Annotated in this window: 25 protein-coding genes; 21 read left to right on the top strand and 4 right to left on the bottom strand. The window is 62.5% G+C overall.

The window, feature by feature from the left end; genetic code table 11:
• Positions 1-165 precede the first annotated feature (165 nt).
• Positions 166-1,497, top strand: coding sequence for a hypothetical protein (locus AAF358_24155; protein MEM7708672.1), 1,332 nt, complete (start codon positions 166-168; stop codon positions 1,495-1,497).
• Between the two features lie 168 nt (positions 1,498-1,665).
• Complete coding sequence (locus tag AAF358_24150; GenBank protein MEM7708671.1) at positions 1,666-2,784, top strand: AI-2E family transporter; 1,119 nt, start codon at positions 1,666-1,668, stop codon at positions 2,782-2,784.
• Between the two features lie 13 nt (positions 2,785-2,797).
• Here AAF358_24150 and AAF358_24145 read toward each other — a convergent pair whose 3' ends face one another.
• Both AAF358_24145 and AAF358_24140 read right to left on the bottom strand, forming a co-directional pair.
• Positions 2,798-4,177 carry a PhoH family protein gene (locus AAF358_24145; GenBank protein ID MEM7708670.1) on the bottom strand — a complete coding sequence of 460 codons (1,380 nt, stop codon included), beginning with the start codon at positions 4,175-4,177 and terminating at the stop codon, positions 2,798-2,800.
• 93 nt (positions 4,178-4,270) lie between these two features.
• Complete coding sequence (locus tag AAF358_24140) at positions 4,271-4,735, bottom strand: peroxiredoxin (protein MEM7708669.1); 465 nt, start codon at positions 4,733-4,735, stop codon at positions 4,271-4,273.
• Between the two features lie 133 nt (positions 4,736-4,868).
• Here AAF358_24140 and dapA point away from each other — a divergent pair, with 133 nt between their 5' ends.
• Positions 4,869-5,768, top strand: coding sequence for a 4-hydroxy-tetrahydrodipicolinate synthase (gene dapA, locus AAF358_24135; protein MEM7708668.1), 900 nt, complete (start codon positions 4,869-4,871; stop codon positions 5,766-5,768).
• 8 nt (positions 5,769-5,776) lie between these two features.
• Entirely contained in the window at positions 5,777-6,400 is a 624-nt protein-coding gene (gene bamC / locus AAF358_24130) for an outer membrane protein assembly factor BamC (GenBank protein ID MEM7708667.1), read from the top strand.
• A gap of 17 nt (positions 6,401-6,417) precedes the next feature.
• Here the strand turns inward: bamC and fdxA are convergent, their stop codons facing one another.
• Entirely contained in the window at positions 6,418-6,741 is a 324-nt protein-coding gene (gene fdxA / locus AAF358_24125; GenBank protein ID MEM7708666.1) for a ferredoxin FdxA, read from the bottom strand.
• Between the two features lie 116 nt (positions 6,742-6,857).
• On the opposite strand from fdxA, the gene pcnB reads away from it, so the two are divergent.
• From pcnB to pgi, 5 genes are all read left to right on the top strand, one after another.
• Positions 6,858-8,153, top strand: a complete 1,296-nt coding sequence (gene pcnB, locus AAF358_24120; GenBank protein ID MEM7708665.1) for a polynucleotide adenylyltransferase PcnB — start codon at positions 6,858-6,860, stop codon at positions 8,151-8,153.
• The gene (gene folK / locus AAF358_24115; protein ID MEM7708664.1) at positions 8,150-8,704 is read left to right on the top strand and encodes a 2-amino-4-hydroxy-6-hydroxymethyldihydropteridine diphosphokinase; all 555 of its coding nucleotides are present in this window, start codon (positions 8,150-8,152) and stop codon (positions 8,702-8,704) included. The genes pcnB and folK overlap by 4 nt, the downstream gene beginning before the upstream one ends.
• Complete coding sequence (gene panC, locus AAF358_24110; GenBank protein ID MEM7708663.1) at positions 8,701-9,561, top strand: pantoate--beta-alanine ligase; 861 nt, start codon at positions 8,701-8,703, stop codon at positions 9,559-9,561. The genes folK and panC overlap by 4 nt, the downstream gene beginning before the upstream one ends.
• A 444-nt stretch (positions 9,562-10,005) precedes the next feature.
• The gene (gene panD, locus AAF358_24105; protein MEM7708662.1) at positions 10,006-10,386 is read left to right on the top strand and encodes an aspartate 1-decarboxylase; all 381 of its coding nucleotides are present in this window, start codon (positions 10,006-10,008) and stop codon (positions 10,384-10,386) included.
• On the top strand, positions 10,383-12,011 hold the full coding sequence (gene pgi / locus AAF358_24100) for a glucose-6-phosphate isomerase (protein MEM7708661.1): 1,629 nt from the start codon (positions 10,383-10,385) through the stop codon (positions 12,009-12,011). Before panD ends, pgi begins: the two co-directional genes overlap by 4 nt.
• On the opposite strand, the gene queG is transcribed toward pgi, so the two are convergent.
• Entirely contained in the window at positions 12,008-13,045 is a 1,038-nt protein-coding gene (gene queG, locus AAF358_24095) for a tRNA epoxyqueuosine(34) reductase QueG (GenBank protein MEM7708660.1), read from the bottom strand. The genes pgi and queG overlap by 4 nt on opposite strands.
• Positions 13,046-13,140: 95 nt before the next feature.
• Between queG and AAF358_24090 the strand changes: the two genes are divergently transcribed.
• The 12 genes from AAF358_24090 (at position 13,141) to AAF358_24035 (ending at position 25,329) form a co-directional block, all read left to right on the top strand.
• Entirely contained in the window at positions 13,141-14,625 is a 1,485-nt protein-coding gene (locus AAF358_24090; GenBank protein MEM7708659.1) for an NAD(P)H-hydrate dehydratase, read from the top strand.
• Positions 14,616-15,086 (top strand): tRNA (adenosine(37)-N6)-threonylcarbamoyltransferase complex ATPase subunit type 1 TsaE, encoded by a 471-nt coding sequence (tsaE, locus tag AAF358_24085; protein ID MEM7708658.1) that lies wholly within the window; start codon positions 14,616-14,618, stop codon positions 15,084-15,086. Before AAF358_24090 ends, tsaE begins: the two co-directional genes overlap by 10 nt.
• 64 nt (positions 15,087-15,150) lie before the next feature.
• Positions 15,151-16,482 carry an N-acetylmuramoyl-L-alanine amidase gene (locus AAF358_24080; GenBank protein MEM7708657.1) on the top strand — a complete coding sequence of 444 codons (1,332 nt, stop codon included), beginning with the start codon at positions 15,151-15,153 and terminating at the stop codon, positions 16,480-16,482.
• Between the two features lie 82 nt (positions 16,483-16,564).
• The gene (gene mutL / locus AAF358_24075) at positions 16,565-18,349 is read left to right on the top strand and encodes a DNA mismatch repair endonuclease MutL (GenBank protein MEM7708656.1); all 1,785 of its coding nucleotides are present in this window, start codon (positions 16,565-16,567) and stop codon (positions 18,347-18,349) included.
• Positions 18,350-18,387: 38 nt separating this feature from the next.
• On the top strand, positions 18,388-19,302 hold the full coding sequence (gene miaA, locus AAF358_24070) for a tRNA (adenosine(37)-N6)-dimethylallyltransferase MiaA (protein MEM7708655.1): 915 nt from the start codon (positions 18,388-18,390) through the stop codon (positions 19,300-19,302).
• A gap of 186 nt (positions 19,303-19,488) precedes the next feature.
• Positions 19,489-19,716 (top strand): RNA chaperone Hfq, encoded by a 228-nt coding sequence (hfq, locus tag AAF358_24065; protein ID MEM7708654.1) that lies wholly within the window; start codon positions 19,489-19,491, stop codon positions 19,714-19,716.
• Positions 19,717-19,920: 204 nt separating this feature from the next.
• On the top strand, positions 19,921-21,261 hold the full coding sequence (gene hflX / locus AAF358_24060) for a ribosome rescue GTPase HflX (protein MEM7708653.1): 1,341 nt from the start codon (positions 19,921-19,923) through the stop codon (positions 21,259-21,261).
• A gap of 43 nt (positions 21,262-21,304) precedes the next feature.
• Positions 21,305-22,438, top strand: coding sequence for an FtsH protease activity modulator HflK (gene hflK, locus AAF358_24055; protein MEM7708652.1), 1,134 nt, complete (start codon positions 21,305-21,307; stop codon positions 22,436-22,438).
• Between the two features lie 2 nt (positions 22,439-22,440).
• Complete coding sequence (hflC, locus tag AAF358_24050; GenBank protein ID MEM7708651.1) at positions 22,441-23,307, top strand: protease modulator HflC; 867 nt, start codon at positions 22,441-22,443, stop codon at positions 23,305-23,307.
• Positions 23,308-23,521: 214 nt separating this feature from the next.
• Entirely contained in the window at positions 23,522-23,707 is a 186-nt protein-coding gene (locus AAF358_24045) for a DUF2065 domain-containing protein (protein ID MEM7708650.1), read from the top strand.
• Between the two features lie 13 nt (positions 23,708-23,720).
• The gene (locus tag AAF358_24040) at positions 23,721-25,016 is read left to right on the top strand and encodes an adenylosuccinate synthase (GenBank protein ID MEM7708649.1); all 1,296 of its coding nucleotides are present in this window, start codon (positions 23,721-23,723) and stop codon (positions 25,014-25,016) included.
• 43 nt (positions 25,017-25,059) lie between these two features.
• Positions 25,060-25,329, top strand: a complete 270-nt coding sequence (locus AAF358_24035; protein ID MEM7708648.1) for a hypothetical protein — start codon at positions 25,060-25,062, stop codon at positions 25,327-25,329.
• Positions 25,330-25,534: the final 205 nt, after the last annotated feature.

Here is a 25,534-nt window from a genome sequence, read left to right as displayed (position 1 = left end):
GGCGCGGCGTCTCCAAGCTGTGGTTTTTGAGCAACAATCGCCACGTGAGCCGGTCTTTGACCCCCGGCAACCCTTTCGCAATCCCTTGTGGCGTAAGGCTCAGAACGTGATGGAGTTCAATTGACAGTCTGTTGTGTTCTTGCCATAGTTTGGCTTAGATAACGCGTGTATGTGCGCTTGGGGGACAACCACATTCGTATCGCCATAAATCAACGAGTTAGCTGCAGACAGTCCGTTGCCCGCTGGGGCCGTGGGCTGACGCTCGCGCTCGGCCTGGTTTTGGCGGCTCCCTCGCAGGCAGGATCGCTGCCGTCGATCACCGCCGCGCAGCAGCAGCTGGCGGCAAACGCGCTCGCGCTGCCGGGCACGACCGTGCTGCGCTCCCCGGTTGCCGCGATGGCCCTTGGTCGCATGAACCTTCGCGACTGGCGCGATTACGCTCAGCGCGCGCTGATGCCGGACTTTGCGGACAAACTCGGGTTCGACGTCGACGTGGAGATCGGGCTGCTTAGCCTCAACGACGATCTCCTCAGACCGGAATTTTCCAACCTGGCGCCGCCAGCGCAGACGGCGCTGACCTTTCGGTTCTCCTCCCGGCAGGGGCCGAGCATGGCGCAGATCTCCAGCAACGGCCCTCAGCGGCTGCTGGATCAGCGGGTCGGCGGCTTTGAGTTTGAGCGGTCGGTGATCTCCTCCGGGTTCCGCCAGGCGCTTGGCGACGAGAGCAGCATCGACGTTTCGGCGGTTTTTGCGCAGCAGGGATACGCCACGCCCGGCTTTGGCGCCGTCACTGCCAATACGGCCTACGACTATCCGGGCCAGATGCGACGCCTCGATCAGAAACGCAACCAGTTCCTGCGCCAGGGAGAGCAGTCCAGCGGCGCCGGTCTGCGTCTCGGGCTGACGTCAGAGCTGAATCCGGACGTGACCATGGGGGCGTCATTCCAGTCGCGCATCGACATGGAGGCGTTCCAGAACTACCGGGGCATTTACGCCGAGCCCGGCGATTTCGACATACCGGCGAGCGCCAACTTTGGCGTCACGGTGCGGTCCGGACGCCGGTCTGCGGTGACTTTTGACGTGCAGCGGGTCTTCTACAGCGAAGTCAGCACGTTCACGACGGCGCTGCTGCCCGATCGCTTCCTGTCGCTGCTCGGCGATAGCGCCAGCCCGGACTTTAACTGGGACGACCTGACCGTCTACCAGGTGGGTTGGAGCTGGCAAAGCAGCGACCGGTCGTCCTGGTCGGTTAGCTACAGCACCTCGCAACAGCCCGAACCCGATTCGCCGCTGCTGGCTCGGGCGTTACGGCGCGACGTTGCCGACCGCAACATCAGCTTCGGCCTGGATCACCAGACGACGCTGAACTCCCGACTCAGCGTCAACGCCAGCTATGCGCCGGCGGAGTATTACCTGGGCAACCCGCAGTTTGCGAGCCCCACGGATCTGCGCGGCGACAGCATCGAGCTGGAACTGCTCTGGACGCTGAACTTCTGACCCACCACCCGCCGGCTTCGCGTCGGCACCGATCTCGTTTGGCCGCTTTCTGTTCTTTAGCTGACAACGGTTCATCCATTGCTTAAGCCATCTTGTGCGGTGAGGGCATTTCAGGTTTCATAGCAGCAAGCGTCCAGCTTTTCTGGCGACCGAGGTAAAAGGACACCCATGCAGCTACTGCGCGAATGGTTTGTGCGCCGCTTCTCGAACCCGCAGGTTTTCATCCTGCTGGCGCTCGTGCTGCTCGGTTTTGTGGCTGTTTGGGCATTTGGCAACATCCTTGCGCCCCTGTTCGCAGCGCTGGTCATCGCCTATCTGCTGGAAGGTGTGGTCATCCGGCTGCAGGACTTTGGCCTCCCCAGGCTCCTGGTTGTGTCGCTGGTGTTTGTCATCTTTGTCGCCACGCTGCTCGTGATGTTTTTTGGCATCGTGCCGCTGCTGACTCGGCAGGTTACCCAGCTTGTCCAGCAGGTTCCGGCCTTCGTCAATCGTCTTCAAACGACCATCGAAACGCTGCCGGAAAAGTATCCGGAGCTCGTCAGCCAGGAGCAGATCACGGCCTTTATGGGTTCGTTGGGTGATCAGCTGGCCGAAGCGGGGCAGGGGCTGGTGACCCAGACGCTCGCCTCCATCAGCGGCGTGATTACCCTGCTGGTATTTCTGGTCCTGGTGCCGATTCTGGTGTTTTTCCTGCTGAAAGATAAGCACCAGCTGATCGGCTGGTTCCAGCAGTTTCTGCCGAAAGAACGTCACCTGGCCATTTCAGTGTGGCGCGAGGTGGACGTTCAGCTTGGCAACTACGTGCGCGGCAAGGCGGTAGAGATTCTGGTGGTGGGCGTTGTGACCTTCGTGACCTTCCAGTTTCTGAACCTGCAGTACGCCGCGCTGCTAGCCACCATCGTGGGCTTTTCCGTGCTGGTGCCCTACATCGGGGCGGCGGTGGTTACGCTGCCTGTGGCGATCGTGGCGTTTTACCAGTTTGGGTGGACCTCCCAGTTCGCCTGGGTGCTCATCTCCTACGGCATCATTCAGATGCTCGACGGCAACGCGCTCGTGCCGCTGCTGTTCTCCGAGGTGGTGGATCTCCACCCGGTCGCGATCATTGCCGCGGTGCTCCTGTTTGGCGGCGTCTGGGGATTCTGGGGCGTGTTCTTCGCCATTCCGCTGGCGACCCTCAGCAGCGCGCTGTTAAGGGCATTCAGGACGGGACAGATCGCGGCCAGCGAAGCGGCTGAGGCCACCAGCGAAGCGCTGTCCAACCCGGAGGTTGAAAGCTCAGCCGCCTGAGCCGATTGGCCGTCTAGAGGGTACTCGACGCAAAATCTGCCAGCCTGGAACGCTCGCCGCGGCGTAGCGTGACGTGTCCGCTGTGCTCCCAGTTCTTGAAGCGGTCGACCGCAAACGTCAGACCTGACGTGGTCTCAGTCAGGTAGGGCGTATCGATCTGTTCGACATTGCCAAGGCACACCATCTTGGTCCCGGGCCCAGCCCGGGTCAGCAGCGTTTTCATCTGCTTGGGCGTGAGGTTTTGCGCCTCGTCGACGATCACGTAGCGGTTCAGGAAAGTCCGACCGCGCATGAAGTTCATGGAGCGGATCTTGATGCGGCTGGACAGCAGATCGTTGGTTGCCGCCCGGCCCCATTCGCCGGACTCGCTGCTGCCGGTCAGCACCTCGAGGTTGTCGGTGAGCGCGCCCATCCAGGGCGTCATTTTTTCTTCTTCGGTCCCCGGCAGGAAGCCGATGTCCTCGCCGACCGGCACCGTGGCCCGCGTCATGATGATCTCGGTGTAGCGCTTGTGCTCGAGCGTCTGCGTCAGGCCGGCGGCCAGTGACAGGAGCGTTTTGCCGGTGCCGGCGGTGCCCAGCAGCGTGACAAAATCGATGTTCTCATCGAGCAGCAGGTTGAGCGCGAAGTTCTGCTCCTGGTTGCGCGCGGTGATGCCCCACACGCTGTGGCGTTCGTTGCGGTAATCGGTGGCGATACGCAGGCGCACCGCCGAGCCGTTGTCGACCGATTGCACCACGGCCTCCGTGCCCGCTTCGCCAGCGGTGTAGAGGAACTGGTTGGGGTGCCAGCCGTGGGCGCCGTCGGTGCGAACCTCGTAGAACGTGTGCGGGCCCTCGGTCCAGGATTTGAGCTTGTCGCCAACGCCCCAGAGCTCGTTGCTGACCTCGGAAGTGCCGCTGTAGAGCAGCGCCAGATCGTCCAGCGCGCGGTCATTCTGATAGTCCTCCGCCGGCAGCCCGGCGATGGACGCTTTGATACGCAGATTGATGTCTTTCGACACCAGCACCGTTTCGGTGCCGCGCTCGTCCCGCTCGTGAAGCGCCGCGGCCAGAATCTGGTTGTCGGGGAGCCGGCCGTTAGTTTCGCCGTTGCGGGTCTGAAAAAACAGCTGGCCGTGCTCACCATCCAGCCTCAGGTCCAGGTCACCAGGCTGTTTGAGCTCGATGCCTGAACCGATTTCACCGTCGTTGGCGTCGATCAATTCGCTCAAGAATCGGCTGACCTGGCGAACGTTGCGAGCGACTTCCGACATGCCCTTTTTGGCGGAGTCGAGTTCCTCGAGCACCATCATCGGCAGAAAGATATCGTGTTCCTTGAATCGGAACAGGGCTGTGGGGTCGTGCATCAACACGTTGGTGTCGAGCACATAGAGGCGCTTTTCACGGGTCATAAGCGAACGGCTCCGGATGACGGGCCTGAGGTGCGTCGAGAGGCTTGTGGGCGCCGCTCACGCGGTCAGGCGGGTAGGGGGCGGGGACTCGACTTAGTCCAGTTCCTTGACGGCGTCGAGGACAGCCTGGGCGTGCCCCGGCACTTTGACCTTGCGCCACTCAGCGCGAAGTTTGCCTTTGGCGTCGATCAGGAACGTACTGCGCTCGATGCCCATAACCTTACGGCCATACATGTTCTTTTCCTTGATCACGTCAAAGGCCTGGCAAAGTTTTTCGTCAGGATCTGACAGCAGGTCGAAGCTCAGCTCCTGCTTCTCCCGAAAGCGGTCGTGGGATTTGAGGCTGTCGCGGGAAACGCCGAGGATGACGGTATCAGCGCTGGCAAAGTCTTCTGCAAGGTCCCGAAAATCCTGGCTTTCCCGGGTGCAGCCGGGCGTATTGTCTTTCGGGTAAAAGTACAGGACAACGTTCTTACCCCGAAGTTTTTTGAGCTGGATGGTCTGGTCGCCGGTGGCTTCGGCCTTGAAGTCTGGTACAACTCTGCCCAGTTCTGGCATCGACGGAGGTTCTCCTTAGGATCGATAAAGACCGCCGAAGTGTATCGAGATCGACCAGCCAGGTACACCGGCAACTTGTTTGCGCCGCTGACGCTCAAGTACCATGCGGCTCTCGTTTTTCGCGCGAACCATCATGCCTACGACCCCTTTCAGCGGCAGCATTGTTGCCACCGTGACGCCGATGGACAGCGACGCGCAGCTCGATCGCGGGGCGCTGCAAAAGCTTCTGCGGCGCCAGCTGGCCGCTGGTACCAGCGGTGTGGTTATCGCGGGTACAACCGGCGAGGGCGCCGTTCTGTCGGAGGAGATGTTCGAGGCGTGCATGGCGGTAGCCCGCGATGTGGTCAGCGACAGCAATGTTGCGCTCATTGCTGGCTTGGGGTCACCGTCCACCGACAAGTGTAAGGTGCAGCTTAGGGCTGCCGAACGGTGTGGCGCTTCGGCATTGCTGTGCGTGACCCCTTACTATCTGAAAACCACGCAGGCTGGGCTCGAGGCTCACTTTCGGGCGCTCGCGGACCTTGCCTCGGTCCCGGTGATCCTCTACAACGTGCCTGGGCGGACCGCAAACGACCTGCTGCCGGAGACGACTATCAGTCTCAGCGGCCACCCGAATATTGTGGCGATCAAAGAGGCGGTGCCCGACATGGGCCGCATCGAAATGCTGGTCGGGGAAACCTCTGGCGATTTTGCGGTCTTAAGTGGGGATGACGAGTCGGCCTGTCAGGCTATGGTTCGCGGGGCAAGTGGCGTGATTTCAGTCACCGCCAACGTTGCGCCCGAGCCCATGGCTCGGCTGGCTGACCTGGTCATGACGGGAGAGGTCGAGCAGGCGTCGAAGCTTGACGAGCAGCTCGCGCCGCTGCATCGGGCGATGATGATGGAGCCGAACCCCATACCGGTCAAAGCGGCTCTGGCGCAGCTGGGTTTGCTGGAAGAACATCTGGCGCTGCCGTTGGTACCAGCCACGTCAGCGACTAAAATGACCTTGTCTGAGCTGGTTGCCGAATTGCCGGCGACCTGGACGGAATAGAACTTACAATGAAAATGATGAATAGAAACAGCTGGTTGGCAGCCGGGGTCGCTGCCTTTGTGCTCACTTCGACAGGATGTGGGCTATTTCCTAAACAGTCTTCTTTTGAGAAGGTCGATCCGGGCGAAGCGCTGGAAATCCCGCCCGACCTCGACCGTCCCGACGGCAGCACCTCGCTGCGAGTCCCGGGCTCAACCTATTCTGCGGTGGCCGGAGGCGCTGTCGGGCAGCCCGAAGAGGTTGATCCGCTGGCAAACCTTAGCGGGGTGCGCCTGGTTGAGCTGGAAGGCGAGCAGCTACTGGCGCTGAGCGACAACCCCAACAGCGTCTACCGACGACTGGGGCTGGCGCTGGATCGGCTCGGCGTGGAGGTGGAAGAACAGGACGAGGAAACGGCGACCTACGACATCGACTACGTCGACCGTACGGCCCGCGATCAGCGGCCCGGCGTTCTTTCCCGATGGTTTTTGCGCAAGAAGGGGCCCGCTGACCACAGCGGCACCTATCGCCTATCGGTGGTCGCTCACCGGAGCAACGTGACGCTGATTAAGGTTAGCGGTGAGGAGCCGGGTCGGGTGGCCGACCGGGTCCTCGATGACGTGCTGGTACCCCTGCGCGATCGACTCGGCTAACACCCAGGAGCCGAGCGCTAACGCTCCAGGTGTTGGAGCTTATCCTTGACCTCTTCCCACTCATCGGAGTCGGGTGGAGGGTCCTTGCGCTCCGTGATCACTGGCCATTCCAACGACAGCTCGGCGTTGAGCTCCGTGAAGTGCTCCTGGTCTGCGGGCAGGTCTTCCTCCGGGTAGATGGCGTCGACCGGGCACTCGGGCTCGCAAAGCGTACAGTCGATGCATTCTTCCGGATCGATCACAAGGAAGTTCGGACCTTCGTGAAAACAGTCCACCGGGCACACCTCAACGCAGTCGGTGAACTTACATTTGATACAGCTTTCGGTCACTACGAAGGTCATAACAATCAATGGGCCCTGTAAAAGCAGCCAGTATTTTTGCACGTTGCTTGGGCCGGTAAAACCCTCGTTAAGAGAAACGAAAGAACGACTCGCGGGTTGCCGCCCGGCAAGCGGCGTTGGTAGGATGTCGCGCCATCGAAGTTCCTGTAGCACCTAGAAAAATTACCCAGTCACCCCACATCATCTCCGCCGATCAGCACGGCCTGAAGGCGGAGGACTTCGACCGTCATGCGCTCTCGGTTGTTTACCGTCTCCAGAAGCACGGCTTTGCGGCCTATCTGGTCGGCGGCTGCATCCGGGATTTGCTGTGCGGTCTGGAGCCCAAAGACTTCGACGTCGCTACGGACGCAACGCCCGAGGAAGCGAAGTCGGTGTTCAAACGGAGCTGTCGTCTGATCGGGCGACGTTTCCGGCTGGCCCACATTCACTTTGGCCGGGACGTGATCGAGGTTGCCACCTTTCGGGGTAACGGCCGCGTCCACGAAAGTGAGAAGGGCCGACTGATTACCGAGAACGTTTATGGACCGATGCACGAAGACGCCGCGCGGCGGGACTTTAGCGTCAACGCGATGTATTTCGATCCGTCAGACCTGACGATCCACGATTATCACCAGGGCTATGAAGACGTGCACGCTCGGCGGCTGCGGCTGGTGGGTGAGCCGGTCGCACGCTATCGGGAAGACCCCGTCCGCCTGCTTCGCGCGGTGCGCTTTGCCGCCAAGCTGGATTTCCAGATTGAGACTGAGACCCAAGCACCGATCAGCGGGCTGGGGGATCTTCTGGATGACGTCCCGGCGGCTCGGTTGTTTGACGAATCGCTCAAGCTGTTTATGAAGGGTCACGCTGCGGCCAGCTTCCGGTCCCTCGATCAGCACAACCTCCTGCGCCACCTGTTTCCGGATACCGTTCCGGCGCTGGAGGCGGCAGAAGGTGATGGGCTGGAGCGGATGCTCGCGGCCGCCATGGCGAATACCGATGAGCGCATTCGGGTGGGGAAGCCGACCACTCCTGCATTCCTGTTTGCCGTTCTGCTCTGGCCGGCGCTCGAGCGTCAGGCAGCCGCCAATCGACAGCAGGGCATGAAACCACTACCGGCGGCAGAGCTGGCGGCCGACAAGGTCATTTCCAGACAGGTGAGCCGAATCTCCATTCCCCGACGCTTCAGCGTGCCGATGCGGGAAATCTGGTCGCTGCAGCCGCGTTTCAATTCCCGCCAGGGAAAGCGGGCCCAGCGTCTCTATAACCACCCACGGTTTCGAGCCGCCTACGACTTTCTGCTCCTGCGCGCCGTTGCCGACCCCCGCTTGGAGAGCCTGGCCGACTGGTGGACCGAGCTGCAGGAGCTGGACCCCGATGAGCGCCGTGAGCGATTGCGGTCGCCGGCCCAGCGGCGAGCGGCCGGCGCAGGGTGAACAAACCGTTTGCCAGCGAGCTGCGGTTTGGGCCGAGCCATGGCAATGCGGCGGAACTGCTCTTTGTGGGCCTGGGGGGAAATCGCGAAGGCACGCCGCGGACCTTTGCCAGGGCGCGCGAGCTGATCACCGCTCACCGCGAAATCCGACTCCTGGGCACGTCATCCCTCTACCGGACAGATCCCTGGGGCGGTCAGTCCGTCGAGCCGTTCACCAACGCGGTGATCGCGCTGGGTACCACCACAGATCCGCATCACGTCCTGGATATTCTCATGGCGGTAGAGCATGCGTTGGGTCGACGCCGCGAGAGTGAGACGCGCTGGGGAAGCCGAACGCTCGATCTTGACCTGCTGGCGCAGGGTGACTGGCAAATCAGCCGTCCTGGCCTCCAGATTCCGCACCCCCGCGCCTATCTGCGGAAATTTGTGCTGGTGCCGTGGGCTGAGCTTGCGGCGGATTTTGAGGTGCCGGGCACGGGCAAAACGGTGGAAGCGCTGCTCGAAGCGTGCCCCGACGACAGCCGCGTGGAGTTGCTGGACACCACTTTGTGAAAACGGTGGCTGCGGTTGCCGCGCTCCGGCAAAAACGTTTGTCCTGGGCCGGTGAGACCGTGGCGTTTGTGCCGACCATGGGCAACCTGCACGAGGGGCACCTGACGCTGGTTGACCGCGCCCGCCAGGAGGCTGACCGCGTCGTCGCCAGCATCTTCGTCAACCCGACCCAGTTTGGCCCCAGCGAAGACTTTGCCAGCTATCCGCGCACGCTAGAAGCGGATCTGGAGAAGCTGACCAGCCGAGGGTGCGACCTGACGTTTTTGCCGTCGCAAGAGGAACTCTATCCCATGGGTATCGAGGGTTTCACGACGGTCGATGTACCCGCCGTGGGTACCGGTCTGTGTGACGCCTCACGGCCCGGCCATTTTCGGGGGGTGGCTTCGGTGGTTACCCGCCTGCTGAACGCCGTCAGCCCGGATATTGCCGTTTTTGGGCAGAAGGACTATCAGCAGCTAAAAACCATGGAAAGAATGGTGGCGGAACTGCTCCTTCCGGTCTCCCTGGTGGCGGCGCCGATCGCCAGAGAATCGAGCGGGCTGGCGATGAGTTCACGCAACGGCTATCTCTCGGATGCACAAAAGCAACAGGCAAGCGCGCTGTACCGGGCGCTTGAACAACTCCGCGATGACTTGGCCGAGGGTGATCAATCCTGGGCGGAGCAACGAGAAGTTGCGCTCACGGAGCTCCGGCAAGCGGGGCTCGACCCTGAGTATCTCGAGCTTCGCCACCCGCAATCCCTTGAATTGCCGACGCCTGGCCGCGCTGAATCGTGGGTGCTACTGGCCGCTGTTCGCCTTGGCGGGACGCGCCTGATCGACAATCTGGTGCTGCCGGCGCCTGTAACCGTTCGGTAGCAAAACATAGGAAAAATCACCGATAGCTCAGGGATTTTTCATCACTTTTGGCGTCGCGGTAGCGGCGCCAGCGATCGCGGGACGAGTTAGAGTGTTGCGAAAATGACACAGGTTGGGGAAAAACGACAAAACGTTGCTTCTTTGCTGGCTTTTTGACTTTGTAGGTGCTAGTCTGTAGCTGTCCTTGGGAAAAGAGCTTCCTCTCTTCATCCCACGAAGCTCCCAAGGCACAGGGCGCATTTGTTTTAAGGTAATCGTCACTCCGATTCTGCCCCCTCAGCGAAAGTTGAGGGGGCGCGTTTTTTTTGGGGGACACAAAAACTCGTCCAGTCCGATTCCGGATTCTCTCCGAGCATCAATCCAGTGAACAACTGCGCCGAAAAATTGAATATCGGCGGCGAAAACCCCATCATTCATGCACTACTAGCTCACCGACGGCAGACTATGACTCTCCAGTTTCTGAAAGGCAAAATCCACCGCGCGACAGTCACCCAGGCCGAGCTGCATTACGAGGGTTCCTGCGCGATTGACGGGCTGCTGCTGGAAGCCTCTGGCATCCGCGAATTCGAGCGTATCGAGATTTACAACATCACCACCGGCGACCGCTTTGCCACCTACGCCATCCGCGGTGAACGAGGGTCGGGCTGCATTTCCGCCAATGGCGCTGCCGCCCACCGGGCTAACCCGGGTGATCTGGTCATCATCTGCGCTTACTGTCACCTGTCAGACTCCGAGGCCGCGGACTTCAAGCCCAGCTTGGTTTATGTCGATGGCGACAATCGCATCACGCATCAGAAAAACGCGATACCTGCCCAAGCGGCATGACCCAATCCACCCCTGAGGTCTGGAAGCTGCTGGAAGGCCATGCCCGCCGGCTGTCCGATCAGACCCTCAGCGGCCTGTTCAAAGATGATCCGCAGCGGGCGAGGCGGCTGACCACCGAGGTTGCCGGACTGCGGGTGGACTACTCGCGCCATCGGCTCGATCCGGAAGCATGGGCCGCCCTAAGCGGGTGGGGCGACACCGCTGGCTTGATGGGTGCTGCAGACAGAATGCGTGGCGGCGCTTTGATCAATCCGACGGAGGGTCGGCCCGCGCTTCACAGCGCGCTGCGCCATCGAGGCTGTGCCGAAGCGAACAGCGTGGCGGAGGACATCGACGCGGCCAATGCCCAGCTGGCGGCAATCGCTGAGAAGCTTCGCTCAGGCCAATGGCGCGGCGCAACGGGTGAGGTCATCACCGACTTTGTCAACATCGGCATCGGCGGTTCCGATCTGGGGCCGCGGGCGGTTGTTCAGGCTCTGAGCCGGTCCGATCAGCAGCCGGTGTCGGTGCATTTTCTTGCCAATATCGACGGCGTCGCGATCGACGATCTGCTGGCCCAGCTCAAGCCGGCGACCACCGTTTTCTGCGTGACCTCCAAAAGCTTTGGCACCCGCGAGACGTTGACCAACGCGAACAGCGCAAGAAGCTGGTTGCTCAGCGCGCTCGGTCCGGAGGCGTCCATGGCGGCGCATCTGGTGGCGGTGAGCGCCAACGTGCAGCGGGCCGTGGATTTCGGCGTCGCGGAAGAAAACATCCTCCCGATGTGGGACTGGGTGGGCGGGCGTTACTCGCTTTGGTCGACGGTTGGACTGCCCATCGCGGTTGCGCTGGGCGCCGACACGTTCGCTGAACTGCTGGCCGGCGCGGCGGCGATGGATGAACATTTCTTCACTGCGCCCGTCGCGGACAACCTGCCGATGACGCTGGGCTTGCTGGGCGCGTGGCACCGCAATCTCGCCGGAGCCGGAAGCTACGCGGTGGTGCCTTACGCCAACCGGCTCGGCCTTCTGCCGGCGTGGCTCCAGCAGCTGGACATGGAGAGCAACGGCAAGCGGGTGGCGCTCGATGGATCTCCGCTGGCTCATGATTCCGGCCCGCTGGTCTGGGGCGGCGTCGGCACGGACGGGCAACACGCCTACTTTCAGTGGCTTCACCAAGGCACCAGCCCGACGCCCGTCGAGTTTATCGGCGTACGCGATCCGCAGCATCCTTATGGCGAACATCATCGCCAGCTGCTGGCAAACCTGCTCGGGCAGGCCAGCGCGCTGGCGTTTGGGCGCAGCGAGGCGCAAACCTTTGCGGAGCTCATCCAAGCCGGTCGCAGCGAGGAAGACGCTCGGCGGCTCGCGCCTCACATGACCTTCCCCGGCAATCGACCCAGCACGATCATTATGCTGGATCGGCTCGACGCACGGTCGCTGGGCGCGTTATTGGCGCTCTATGAGCACCGGGTCTTCGTGCAGTCGGTGCTGTGGAACAGCAACGCCTTCGACCAATGGGGTGTGGAGCTGGGCAAAACCCTGGCGCTGGCGGTTGAGGAGCGCCTTTCGGGTGATTCCGCGGCTGCCGCTGGATTAACCCCCGATCCCAGTCTCGAACCTTGGATCGACTGGCTGAAACGTTAGCGATGGTGCTGCGCGAGCGCCCACGCAACGTGTTCCCGAACCAGCGCTGAGGGGTGTTCGGCGCGGGCCTGCAGCGCCGCGCGTACCTCCTCGCTCGTGCCGGCATTACCCAGCGCAACCGCGATGTTGCGGAGCCAGCGAAGGTAGCCGATGCGCCGGATGGGGCTGCCGGCGGTGCGCTGCTCGAAATCCGTTTCGCTCCAGGCAAACAGGCTGATCAGGGTCACATCATCCAGGTTGTGTCGCGGCCAGAAATCGGTTTCCTCGGTTTCTTCGGAAAACTTGTTGAAGGGACACACAAGCTGGCAGTCGTCGCAGCCGTAGATGCGGTTTCCCATCGGTTTACGCAGCGCTTCCGGAATGGCGCCCTTAAGCTCGATGGTGAGGTAGGAAATACACCGCCTGGCGTCGACTTCATACGGCGCGACAATAGCGTCGGTGGGGCAGGCATCCAGGCAGCGTCGGCAGCGGCCGCAGTGGTTCACCGCGGGCTCGTCGATCGGCAGCGGCAAATTGGTATACAGCTCGCCAAGAAAAAACCAGGAGCCGGCATTTTCGTTGAGCAGGTTGCTGTGTTTCCCTATCCACCCCAAGCCCGCTTTTTCCGCCAACGCCTTTTCCAGCACCGGCGCGGAATCCACGAACGCCCGATAGCCGAAGGGGCCAACCACCCCACTGATCTTGTCAGCAAGCTTTTGCAGTCGCCGGCGAATCACCTTGTGATAGTCCCTGCCGAGCGCATAACGGGAGACGCAGGCCAGCTCGTTGTCAGCCATCACCTGCTCCAGCGGGCGCGCTGGCGGACGGTAATCCATGCGTACCGAGATCACCCTGCAGGTACCCGCAATCAGCTCGCTGGGACGGCTACGCCGCGTTCCGTGGCGGGCCATGTACGCCATCGTGCCGTGACGCTCAAGGTCCAGCCAGCGCAGAAAATGCTGCTCGTGCCTGGCGAGGTCCGTATCGCAGATGCCCACTTGCTGAAATCCCAGCGCCTGGCCCCAGTCTTTGATCTGTCCGGCGAGCTCGATCATGTCGTGCGCCTGGGGATCCGGGTGGGCAGTTGGCGGTAGGTCTGGTTTAATTTGTGGGGTCCAGAAGTTGCAACATCATCCATAGGATACCGGCAATGGCTCCGGCTGAGGCACTACCCCAAACCCTTTACACGGCAGAACAGTCTCGGGAACTCGACGCGATCGCAACCCGCGACGGCGACCCCGACGGCTATAGGTTGATGTGCCGAGCCGGGCAGGCCTCGCTGGATCGGCTGCAGTCGCTGTGGCCGGGTTCATCCGTCAGTATCGTGTGCGGTGCAGGCAACAACGCTGGCGATGGTTACGTCATTGGAAGGCTGGCTCGCCAGGCGGGCCTGACCGTGTCGCTCTATGCGCTGGTCAACGCCGAGTCGCTCCGAGGTGACGCAGCGCGGGCATGCGCCGACTTTGTCACCGCTGGCGGCAAAATTGAGTCCGGCATCCGCGCATCGTTGAAGGGAGCGGTCATCGTTGACGCGCTGCTCGGCACCGGGATTACGCGTCCCGTGGGCGGTGAGTTTGCCGGCGCGGTGGAGAAGATCAACGATGCTGAGAGTCAGGTGCTGGCCATCGACGTGCCGAGCGGCCTGTGTGCCGACACCGGCAGCATTCTCGGGCAAGCGGTCAAGGCTGACGTGACGCTCACGTTTATCGGCGTGAAACAGGGGCTGCTGACCGGTGCCGGCCCTGAGCAGTGCGGGAAGCTGCTGTTCGACGACCTGGCCGTCGAGCCGTCGGTGTACGCGCAGGTTCCGCCCGCAGCGACGCGCCTCGGCGAGCGGCTGATTCAGACGAGCCTGCCGCCGCGACCGGCCGACAGTCACAAAGGCAGCTTCGGGCGCCTGCTGCTGGTTGGGGGCAATCAGGGGATGCCAGGCGCGCTGCGTCTGGCGGGTGCCGCCGCGCTGCGCAGCGGCGCGGGCGTGGTGCAGCTGGCGACCCATCCCAGCTACAGTCAGGCCGTGGCGGAGAGTCGCCCGGAGCTGATGATCCGCTCGGTGGCTGACGCCGATCAGCTGGCTCCGCTGCTGGACCAGGCGGACGTGGTTGCGGTGGGTCCTGGCCTAGGTACCGACCCCTGGGCTCAGGAAATCTGGCACGCCTGCGCCAATTTTGACGGGCCGATGGTGGTCGACGCCGACGCGCTCAACCTGCTGGCCGCTGAACCGTTTCAACGTCACAACTGGGTGCTGACGCCGCACCCGGGCGAGCTGGCCCGGCTGCTGCGAGTCTCCAGTGCCGAGGTCCAGGCCAATCGCTTTGCTGCCGTAAGGCGAGCCCGCTCGGAGCTTGGCGGAGTGGCGCTGGTCAAGGGAGCCGGGACCATCATCGACGACGGCCAGAACCTCAAGGTGTGCAGCCTGGGAAATCCCGGCATGGCCACGGCGGGCATGGGGGACGTCCTGACCGGCGTGATCGCTTCGCTGCTTTGCCAGGGCTTTACGCCAGCCGAGGGCGCGGCGCTGGGGGTGACGGTGCACGCAGCGGCCGGAGACTTGGCCGCCGAAGGCGGTCAGCGAGGTCTACTGGCAGGAGATGTGGTGGATCAGCTACGGCGGGTCGTCAATCCGTGCAGCTGACGTTGGCGGACGAGGCGGCCACCGAGCGCCTCGGTGCACGGCTGGCCGAGCGCCTGGCCGAAGCACCTGTCGATGCGCCGCTGATCGTATTTCTCACCGGCGACCTAGGCAGCGGGAAGACGACGCTGGCTCGCGCGGTGCTGCGCGCCGGCGGCGTGGGCGGTGCGGTAAAGAGTCCCACTTACACATTGGTTGAGCCCTACGAGCTGGCGGGCCGGCGCTGCTATCACCTGGACCTTTATCGGCTGGCTGATGCCCAGGAGCTTGAGTTCCTGGGGCTGGAAGACTGGCTGGCGGAGCGAGCGATCCTGCTGGTGGAATGGCCAGAGCGGGGTCTCGGTGTGCTCCCAGAGCCGGGCCTGAGCATCCTGCTGGAACGGACGGGTGGGCCGTCCAGGCAGGCAACGCTAAAAGCCCCTGAGGATGGGTTTTTCGCCCCTTTTACGTTGGAGAATCAATAATTTATCGCGTTTAAGCGATAAAATAGTTGAAAAACACCGCTCAATCCGGTAAATCCTGGGCGTTATGTTGGGTTTCGTCTCGAATTATTGTCGCTACCGGGTGCTTGCTGCACTGCTGGTGCTCGCCGCCTGTGGTGGCGCCGGCGCCACAGAGCTGGTGGATTTTCGGGTGTGGACCAGCCCGGACAAAACCCGGGCCGTGCTCGACCTTTCGGGCGCAGTGGACTATCGACTTTTTACGCTGGACTCGCCCGACCGGGTTGTGCTGGATCTGAGTGACGCCAAAGCGGCCAACGGCTTTTCACCGGCCCCGGCTGACAGCGATTTTGTGAGACGGGTTCGCACAGGCCGCCGGGACAACGGCAGCCTGCGGGTGGTGCTTGATCTCCAGGCCGGCGCCAAGGTGCAGAGCTTTCTCCTGCCGCCGGCTGCACAGTACGGGCACCGGCTGGTGGTGGACCTGTTTCCGGCCGGTAAAGCGGCTGCGCCCGCGGCGCCGGTTAAACCCGTGAAACAGATGGATCGACGAGCCAACCGCGACATCATCGTGGCCATCGATGCAGGCCACGGCGGGGAAGATCCAGGCGCCATCGGCCTCAACGGCACCTACGAAAAAGACGTGGTGCTGGCGATCTCCAAAGCCCTGAAAAAGGAGCTGGACGCCCAGCCGGGCTTCAGCGGCATGCTCGTGCGGACCGGCGACTACTACATTCCCCACCTGGAGCGCCCGGCCAAAGCGCGCGCCGCGCGAGCTGACCTGTTTATCTCGATCCACGCCGACGCGTTCAAGAACCGCAAGGTGAAGGGAACCGGTGTGTTTGTGCTGTCGCGGCGGCGCGCGAGTAGTGAGGCGGCCAAGTTTCTCGCCAACCGTGCCAATCAGTCCGACCTCGTGGGCGGGGTAAACCTCGGTGACAAGGATGAAACCCTGGCTGCGGTGCTGCTCGATCTGTCACAGGGCGCCAGCATGGGCGTCAGCAAGTCGATTGGCGACCGGATTCTAGACGCCCTCGGCGGTATCGGTCCGGTTCACAAAGACTACGTGGAAAGTGCGCCATTTGCGGTGCTAACCGCACCCGATATTCCATCGGTCTTGGTCGAGACCGGTTACATCAGCAACCCCGAGGAAGAGCGGCGCCTGCGCACCGCGCACTGGCAGCGAAAAATTGCTGCCGCCATTGCCGCGGGCATTGAAAACTACTTTTATGGCAATCCACCACCGGACACCTGGCTGGCCAATAACCCGGCCGAGCGGTCGCACATCGTGGCCAGCGGCGAAACGCTCAGCGGCATCGCCGAACGACATCGGGTGAGCCTGCGTCGCTTGCGTTCGGCCAATTCCATCAACGGCGATATGCTCAAGGTCGGCACCGTGCTGGTGATCCCAGCTGGATGATTCCGGTTGGGTGCTGGCGCCCAGCCTCCCGCGCTGACAGCTATTTTTTGGCAACGGCCACCCCCCTGTAGGACAATGGGGGATGGGCATTCGCCAGCTCCCCTCTCAGCTGATCAACCAAATCGCCGCCGGCGAGGTGATCGAGCGCCCGGCCTCCGTGGTCAAGGAGCTGGCCGAGAACAGCCTTGACGCCGGCGGCGACCGCATCGACATCGCGATTGAGCGGGGCGGCAGCCGCCGAATCAAGCTCACCGACAACGGTGGCGGGATCGCTCGGGAGGAGCTCGAGCTCGCTCTGACGCGACACGCGACCAGCAAGATTCAGTCGCTCGATGATCTGGAGCAGGTCGCGAGCCTCGGCTTTCGGGGTGAGGCGATGCCTAGCATCGCGTCGGTGTCACGGATGTCGCTGGTTTCGCGGGCCGCCGATCAACCGTCAGCCTGGGCGCTGCGCATCGACGGCGGAGAGGTTGTGGCCAGCGAACCCGCTGCGCATCCCATCGGCACAACCGTCGAGGTGAATGACCTCTTCTACAACACGCCGGCGCGACGAAAATTTCTGAAGACCGAGAATACGGAATTCCGGCACATTGACGATCTCGTTCGGCGCCTGGCGCTCGTCCGCCCTCACGTCGATTTTCGACTCTCTCACAACGGCAAAGCGGTCCGGCACTATCCGCCTGCGGACAACGAGGCGCGCTCGCTGCGGCGACTGGCCGCTGCTCTCGGACAGGGTTTTGTCGAGCAGTCGGTAGCGGTCGAGCAGGAGGGTGCCGGGCTGCGTCTGAGCGGCCGGGTCGGGCTGCCGACCTTTTCCCGATCCCAGGGGGACGCGCAGCACTTTTTTGTCAACGGCCGCATGGTCAAGGATCGGCTGGTCGCGCACGCCGTGAGACAGGCCTATGCCGACGTGCTCTATCACGGTCGCCACCCGGTCTTTGTGCTCGAGCTTACGCTCGATCCGCAGCGGGTGGACGTGAACGTGCATCCAGCGAAACACGAAGTTCGGTTCCGCGATTCGGGGCTGGTCCACAGCTTTATCTTTCAGTCACTGCACGGCGTCCTCGGATCACTCCGGCCAGGTCAGGATGACGGTCCGCCGGCACCTGCTTATGCCGGTGGCTCGACCTCAACAATGTCGCTGGCGCCGCCCTCGCAGCTGCGCGCACCCCTGAGCGTCCGCGAGCCGGCGGCCGACTGGTCTGGCCTCTATCGATCGGGCGCAGCGGGGTCAGCGAAGGTGGCGATGGAGCTGGCGCCGGCCGCGGCTGATCCTGCCGAGGCGCCGCCGTTGGGGTATGCGCTGGCGCAGCTCCACGGGGTATACATTCTGGCGCAGAACAGCGCCGGGTTGGTGCTTGTGGACATGCACGCTGCCCATGAGCGCATCACCTACGAGCGGCTGAAGACCTCGGCGGACGACAACGCCGTGCGCAGCCAGCCGCTGCTGGTGCCGCTGACGCTGCGGGTCAGCGAACCGGAGGCGGAGCTCGCGGCAACGAGGCCCGAGGTGTTCAGCGAACTCGGGTTTGAGGTGGATCGGACCGGGCCGGAAGAAATCAAGATTCGGCAGGTGCCGTCAATCCTGATCAAGGCCGATCCGGAGGCGTTGATCCGGGATGTGCTGTCCGACCTCGCTGGCGTGGGGCACTCGAACCGGCTGCGCGAGGCCCGCAACGAGGTCCTTTCCACCATGGCCTGTCACGGCTCTGTCCGGGCCAACCGACGGTTGGAAATCAGCGAAATGAACGCGTTGCTCCGCGACATGGAGCGAACCGAGCGCAGCGGCCAGTGTAATCACGGCCGGCCCACCTGGACTCAGCTTGACATGAAATCGCTCGACCGACTGTTTTTGCGGGGACGCTAGTCTTGTCAGGGGCCGCACGGCCGCCCGTCATTTGCGTCATGGGCCCCACGGGAGCGGGCAAGACGGCGCTCGCGATCGACCTCTACGAACGAGGTGGATTCGAGCTGGTGAGCGTCGATTCGGCTCAGGTGTACCGCCGCATGGACATCGGCACGGCCAAACCTGATCCGGCCACCCTGGCCCGCGCACCCCATCGCCTGCTCGACATCAGGGAACCTTGGGAGACCTACAGCGCCGCCGAGTTTGCCGCTGACGCCGCCAGCCAGATTGGCGAAATCACCGCTCGTGGCCACACGCCGGTGCTGGTAGGCGGGACGATGCTCTATTTTCGCGCCTTGATCGACGGGTTGGCGATGCTGCCGGATGCGGATCCTGAGGTGAGGGCGGCCCTCGAGCGAGAGGCGGAACGCAAGGGTTGGCCGGCGCTACACGACGAGCTGGCGCGCGTGGATCCCGCCGCGGCTGCCCGCATCCATCGTCACGATCCGCAAAGAATTCAGCGGGCGTTGGAGGTGTTTCGAATCACGGGCGAGCCGCTGTCGACGCTGCAGGCGGGAAAATCGGGAGGATTTTCGGGTAATTTCCTAAGGCTGGCCGTGTCGCCACGCGAGCGGCGGGTCCTGCACGGGCAGATCAACAACCGCTTTGCGGCCATGCTGCGGCTAGGGTTTCTGGACGAGGTCAAGGCGCTCATGAGCGACCCGCGGCTGACCGCAGAAACCCCGGCGATGCGGGCCGTTGGTTATCGTCACGCCATCTCCCACCTGGCTGGACACGGGTCGCTGGACGACCTTGAGGCCCGAGCCTGTGCGGCGACTCGGCAGCTCGCCAAACGACAGCTCACCTGGCTTCGCCATCTAGACGACGTCAGCTGGCTGGATCCTACGGAAAAAAGTTGGAAATCCGCGGCGAGAAGCCAGATTGCACGCTTCCTACACACTCCCGTGTGCTAGAGTTTTGGATTGGGATCTGCCCACCTGCGTTCGGCTTTCGGCCGGCGAAGGTTGTAACCCCTAGCGTCAGCCCGCAGGTATAGGCTAACGCGGTTTTACGTGAGGCAGGTTAGGTGCGGCAGGAAGGATCCGCAGGGAATGCCCCTTCTGAAGCCCCGATACTAAGAAAAAACAAGGAGCGCCCCGATGTCCAAAGGCCATTCACTGCAGGAGCCGTTTCTTAACGCGCTCCGGAGAGAGCGCGTGCCGGTGTCCATTTATCTGGTCAACGGCATCAAGTTGCAGGGTCAGATCGATTCATTCGATCAGTTTGTGGTGGTACTAAAAAATGCTGTCAGTCAGATGATCTACAAGCACGCGATTTCGACCGTGGTCCCGTCGCGAAACGTCAAAATTACCGACGAAGACCAGTAACTTGGCTCGACGCGCCCTCACGGGCGCAAACAACGAGGTCTGTCTCTGACCACCGCTGGCCGCTCTGCGCCGCCGAAACACTGCGCTTGCCTTGCGACCGAAGGCGCCCCACATCTTTAATAAGTTAGTACCAATCGACACATCCGACCGTTGATCGAATTTTTGCCCAACGACGCTGGCCAGCCGACTGCTGGTGGCGACCGCGTGCTGCTTCTGCACCCGCGCTTCCAGGCGCGCGATAGCCAGGAAGATCTCGATGAGTTTCGAGAGCTGGCGACTTCCGCTGGCCTGGAGGTGTGCGCGGAAATCGAAGCGCCGCGCGGCGCGCCGGACGCGGCGACGCTCGTCGGTAAGGGCAAGGTTCAGGAGATCGCCGAGGCGGCGAAAGAGCTTAAGATCGATACGATTTTGGTCAATCACAAGCTCAGCCCGATCCAGGAACGGAATCTGGAAAAAATCACGTGCCGGCGTGTTCACGATAGGAACACGCTGATCTTGGATATCTTTGCGCAGCGGGCACGCTCGCACGAGGGCAAGCTGCAGGTGGAGCTGGCGCAGCTCAAACACCTGTCCACTCGGCTGGTGAGAGGTTGGACGCACCTCGAGCGGCAGAAAGGCGGTATCGGACTGCGTGGTCCAGGTGAGACCCAGCTCGAAACCGACCGTCGACTGCTTGGGGCGCGAGTAAAGACGCTGAACAAGCGGCTTGAGCGCCTGACCCGGCAGCGGCGGCAGAGCCGTCGGTCCAGAGCGCGTAGCTCAGTGCCATTGGTGTCGCTGGTGGGCTATACGAACGCGGGGAAGTCGACGCTGTTCAATCGGCTCACCGACGGCGGGGTCTACGCGGCTGATCAGCTGTTTGCGACGCTCGACCCAACACTGCGCCGACTGAACTACTCGGCGGTGGAAGGTCCAAACGGAACCGTTTCGGGCGGGTCGGATGTGGTTTTGGCGGATACGGTGGGCTTTATTCGTCACCTGCCCCATGAGCTCGTGGCGGCCTTCAAGTCGACGCTCGAGGAGACCCGGGACGCTGATCTTCTGCTCCATGTGGTGGATGCCGCTGACCCCAACCGCGACGAGCGAGTGGAATCGGTTGCGGCGGTCCTGGAAGAAATCGGCGCGGGCGACGTGCCTCAGCTGGTGGTCAACAATAAGATTGACCTGCTGGGCCGGCCGCCCGAACGTCAGCAGCGGACGGACGGCGAGCGCGTGTGGCTTTCAGCTAATACCGGCGCCGGGCTCGACCTGCTGCTCGTGGCGATCCGCGAACAGCTGGCGGGACGCTTGGTGGAGCGCGAGCTGACGCTCGAGCCTTCGGAGGGCAAGCTGCGCGCGAGACTGTTCAGCATGGGTTGCGTCACCCAGGAGCAGTCCACAGATCAGGGCGGCTGGCAGCTATGCTGTGCCATCGCCGGTCGAGAGTACGAAGCGCTGGAGCGGGAGTGGCCGGACCATTTCCCGCCCGGTCAATGCCCGGATTCAGCCGTCAACGCGGGGCAGGAACCTACCGGTGATGTTGCTGCTGCCGGGAGAGAACTTTAAAATGGTGGGCTCGCCGCCCACCCCGTCACTATAGGAATTACGCATGGCCTGGAACGAACCCGGCAACGGAAAAGACCCCTGGAAGTCTGGTGGCGGTGGCGATCAGCCGCCCGATCTGGATGAGGTTTTTCGCAATCTGCAGAACCGGATCAGCGGCATTTTTGGCGGCGGTGGTCGACGCGGATCAAGCAGCGGCGGCGGCAATGCTGGCCTGTTTTTCCTGGCGATCGCAGCCATTGTTGTCTGGCTGCTGGTCGACTCGGTCTACACCATCGACGAACCGGAGCGCGGGGTTGTGCTGCGCTTCGGCCAGCACGTCAAAACGATGCAGCCCGGCCTGAACTTCACGCTGCCGAGACCCATCGATCGGGTTTATCGCGTCAACGTCGAGCAGATTCGCTCCGACGTTGCGGAAGGCTACATGCTCACGCTGGACGAAAACATCGTGGACATGCGTATGGCGACCCAGTTCCGGGTGAAAGACGCTGAGGCCTTCCTGTTCAACGTGCAGGATCCCGAGGCCACCATGGGGCAGGCCGCTGAATCGGCGATGCGTCAGGTGGTCGGCGACAACATTATGGACTTTGTCCTGCTCGAGGGCCGGGCTGAGATCGCGTTTCAGATTCGCGAAATCCAGCAGTCCATCATGGATCGCTACGAAACCGGCGTTGAGATCACCGCGGTCAACCTGGAGGAGGTTCGACCGCCCCAGGAAGTTAAAGACGCCTTCGACGATGCCATCAAGGCTCGCGAGGACAAAGAGAAGTCTCAGAATGAAGCCCAGGCCTACGCCAACTCGGTAGTGCCGGAAGCGCGCGGCCGAGCGGCTCGCCTGATCCAGGAGGCGGAAGCCTACAAGTCGGCGGTCACCTCTCGGGCTGAAGGTGAAGCCCAGCGCTTCAGCCTGCTGCTCGACGAGTATCAGCTGGCGCCGGAGGTCACCCGCCAGCGTCTGTACCTCGAGACGATGGAAAACGTCCTTGGGAGCACGTCCAAAGTCATTGTCGACGTCAAAGAAGGCAACAACGTGATGTATCTGCCGCTGGACGAAATCATTCGGAACACGACGCCAGCACTGCAGCGCAGCAACAATTCTGACTTCCGGTCGGACTCGGGTGCGAACAACGACACCTTCGACCCGAGACAAACGCCGCGTCGCGGCCGGGATGGGAGCTGATCATGAAAGGATTAGGAATTATTGTCGGCGCACTGGTCGCCATCCTGCTTTACCTGTCGGCGTTCACCGTTTCCGAGGTGGAATACGCCGCCAAGTTCCGCCTGGGTGAGGTCGTTCGAACCGATTTTGAGCCGGGCCTGCACTGGCAGCTGCCCATCGTGAACAACGTGCGCAAATTCGACCGTCGGATTCTCACGCTGGATGCGCAGCCGGAGCGTTTCATCACCTCCGAGAAAAAGGACGTGATCGTCGACTCCTTCGTCAAATGGCGCATCTCCGACGTTCGCGATTTCTACACTGCCACCGGAGGCGGAGACCTGGTTCGAGCGCGTCAGCGCCTCAGCCAGATCATCGCTGACGGACTGCGGGCCGAGTTTGCGAAGCGCACGCTGCAGGAAGTGATCTCAACCGAACGCGAAGAGATTATGCAGTCGCTGGTGGTTCGCGCCAGCGGCGTCGCCAGTTCGCTGGGTATCGAAATTGTTGACGTCCGCGTCAAGCGAATCGATCTTCCGGATCAGGTCAGCAGCTCGGTATTCAGCCGGATGCGGGCTGAGCGAAAAGAGGTGGCCAACGAGCTGCGTTCGGAAGGCAACGAGGAGGCTGAAAAAATTGCTGCTGGTGCTGACCGAGAACGCACCGTCCTGCTGGCTGAATCGCAACGCGACGCCGAGCGGATTCGCGGTGAGGGAGATGCGCAGGCTGCAAACCTCTACGCGCAGGCCTACGAAAGAGATCGCGAGTTCTATTCGTTCTACCGCTCCCTGCAGGCCTACCGGCAAACCTTCGGCAATGGCGGTGACGTCATGATGCTGGACTCTACTTCGGAATTTTTCGACTACTTCGGCCAACAGGTAGACGTCGACTAGCGTCCCCTCGACGGCTTTGGGCTCAGCCGGCTTAGCGGTCGGGCCTGTGGTCGAAGGTGTCACAACCGGGGCGGTTTCGCCGCTCAAACCTAACGGCGACCGGCGGACGCGCCGCCGCTCTTGCGCGTCGCCCGGGCGGTGGCCGCGCTGGAACTCACTCTGATCTTATCCAGCCACTGTTGCCGTCTTCGCGAGAAATACATGGGGAGTTTGCGTGTCTGATCTGCTGGCCGCTGTATGCCTGGTGCTGATCCTCGAAGGCCTGCTGCCGTTCGCCAGCCCTTCAGCCTGGCGAGAGGCCATGCGACAGCTAGCCTCACTTGACGACAAAACTCTGCGGACCTTCGGCGGCGCCTGTATGCTGGCGGGGCTGATTTTGCTGAACTTTGTAAAACAGTAGGACACTGAGGGCTATGGGCGGGAAAAGTGTACTGGTGCTCGGAACCCAGTGGGGTGACGAGGGCAAAGGCAAGATTGTTGACGTCCTGACCGAGAAGGTGGCGGCGGTGGTCCGCTTCCAGGGTGGGCATAACGCCGGCCATACCCTGGTGATCGACGGCGAAACCACGGTCCTGCACCTGATTCCCTCCGGCATCCTTCACCCCACGGTTCAGTGCCTGATTGGCAATGGTGTGGTCCTGGCGCCAGACGCGCTGCTCAAAGAAATTGAGGCGCTGGAGAACAAGGGTGTACAGGTTCGGGATCGGCTGCTGATCAGCAGCGCCTGTCCGGTGATTATGCCGTATCACGTGGCGCTGGACGCGGCGCGGGAAAAAGCCCGAGGCAAGCAGGCCATCGGCACCACCGGCCGCGGCATTGGCCCAGCCTATGAAGATAAGGTGTCCCGGCGCGGTCTCCGGGTTGCGGATCTGTTCCACGCCGAGCGCGCCAGCGAGCTGCTCCGTGGCGTGATGGATTATCACAACTTTGTCCTCGATCGGTACCTCCGATCCAGCCGTGTAGACGTTGAGGCCACCATCGACCAGGCGCTGGCCTGGGGCGAGGCGTTGCGGCCGCTGGCGGGTGATGTGGTGGCGGCTGTTGCTGCGCATCGCAGTAGCGATGGCGACCTCCTGTTTGAGGGGGCGCAAGGAGCCATGCTGGATATCGACCACGGCACCTATCCGTACGTCACCTCGTCCAACACCACCGCAGGTGGTGTCTGCACCGGCGTCGGAATCGGACCCGGCGAAATCGACTACGTGCTCGGTATCACCAAGGCTTACGCCACCCGTGTCGGCGGTGGCCCCTTCCCAACGGAGCTCAACGATAAGGTTGGAGGCCGGATCGCCAAACGGGGCAACGAGTTTGGCGCCACGACGGGCCGTCCGCGCCGCTGCGGCTGGATGGATGCGATTGCGCTGCGGCGTGCCGTTATGGTCAACGGCATCAGCGGCCTGTGCGTGACGAAGCTCGACGTGCTGGATGGGTTCGATGCGGTTCGCATGGCGGTGGGCTACCGACTCGACGGTGAGCTGCTTGACGTCCCGCCCACCGACGTGGCCGACTACGCCCACTGTGAGCCGGTGTTTGAGGACTTTCCGGGCTGGCACGACAGCACCCGGGGCGTGACAGACTGGGACAAGCTGCCGAGCGCGGCGCGACAATACCTTGAACGCCTGAGCGAGGTGATTGGCAGTCCGGTTCATATCGTCTCGACCGGCCCGGACCGCCGCGAAAACATCGTCTTGCAGCACCCGTTTTCCTGACGTTCGCAAGCTCTCCTCCGGAGCATGACGCTACCTTGAGTCGATGGATCCCGAACGGCTGCTGAAGAAACACCCCGGCCTCGTGCACTCGGAGCTGCGCAAGGTCGATAGCCATGTTCAGCGCGAAGACGGCGAGTGGTATCTCAATACCGTGATGCTCGAGGGTGAACTGACACCATTCAAATACCGTCGCCGCAAAAAATATAAAAACCTGGCGGGGGCGCGGGTCAACCTGACCTACTACCCGGCAACCGAGACGGTCGCGGGCATGGAAATCGAAATCATGAAAGTGGTTCGTATTCGCCGATCCTGACGGCCAGTGTCCTGTTTGGCAAGTTCGTTGCGTTTCAGAGCCCCGTTGGGCGCCAAGAACAAGGCGCATCGCGCCGGCAATGGCCGTAGCCCTTGGCAAGCGGTGCAACGCGGTTATGGTTGCCCAAGGGGGCTCCCTTCGGGCGCGTCCCACAAGGCCTGGAGCGGCGTTGCGAGCCTTGGCCAGGGAACCACCCTGGCCGGCG

The sequence above is a fragment of the Pseudomonadota bacterium genome, from assembly GCA_039033415.1.
GTDB lineage: Bacteria > Pseudomonadota > Gammaproteobacteria > Xanthomonadales > SZUA-38 > JANQOZ01.
The sequence above is the reverse complement of the archived record's forward strand: the minus strand, read 5'-3'. Positions and strand labels throughout refer to the sequence as shown.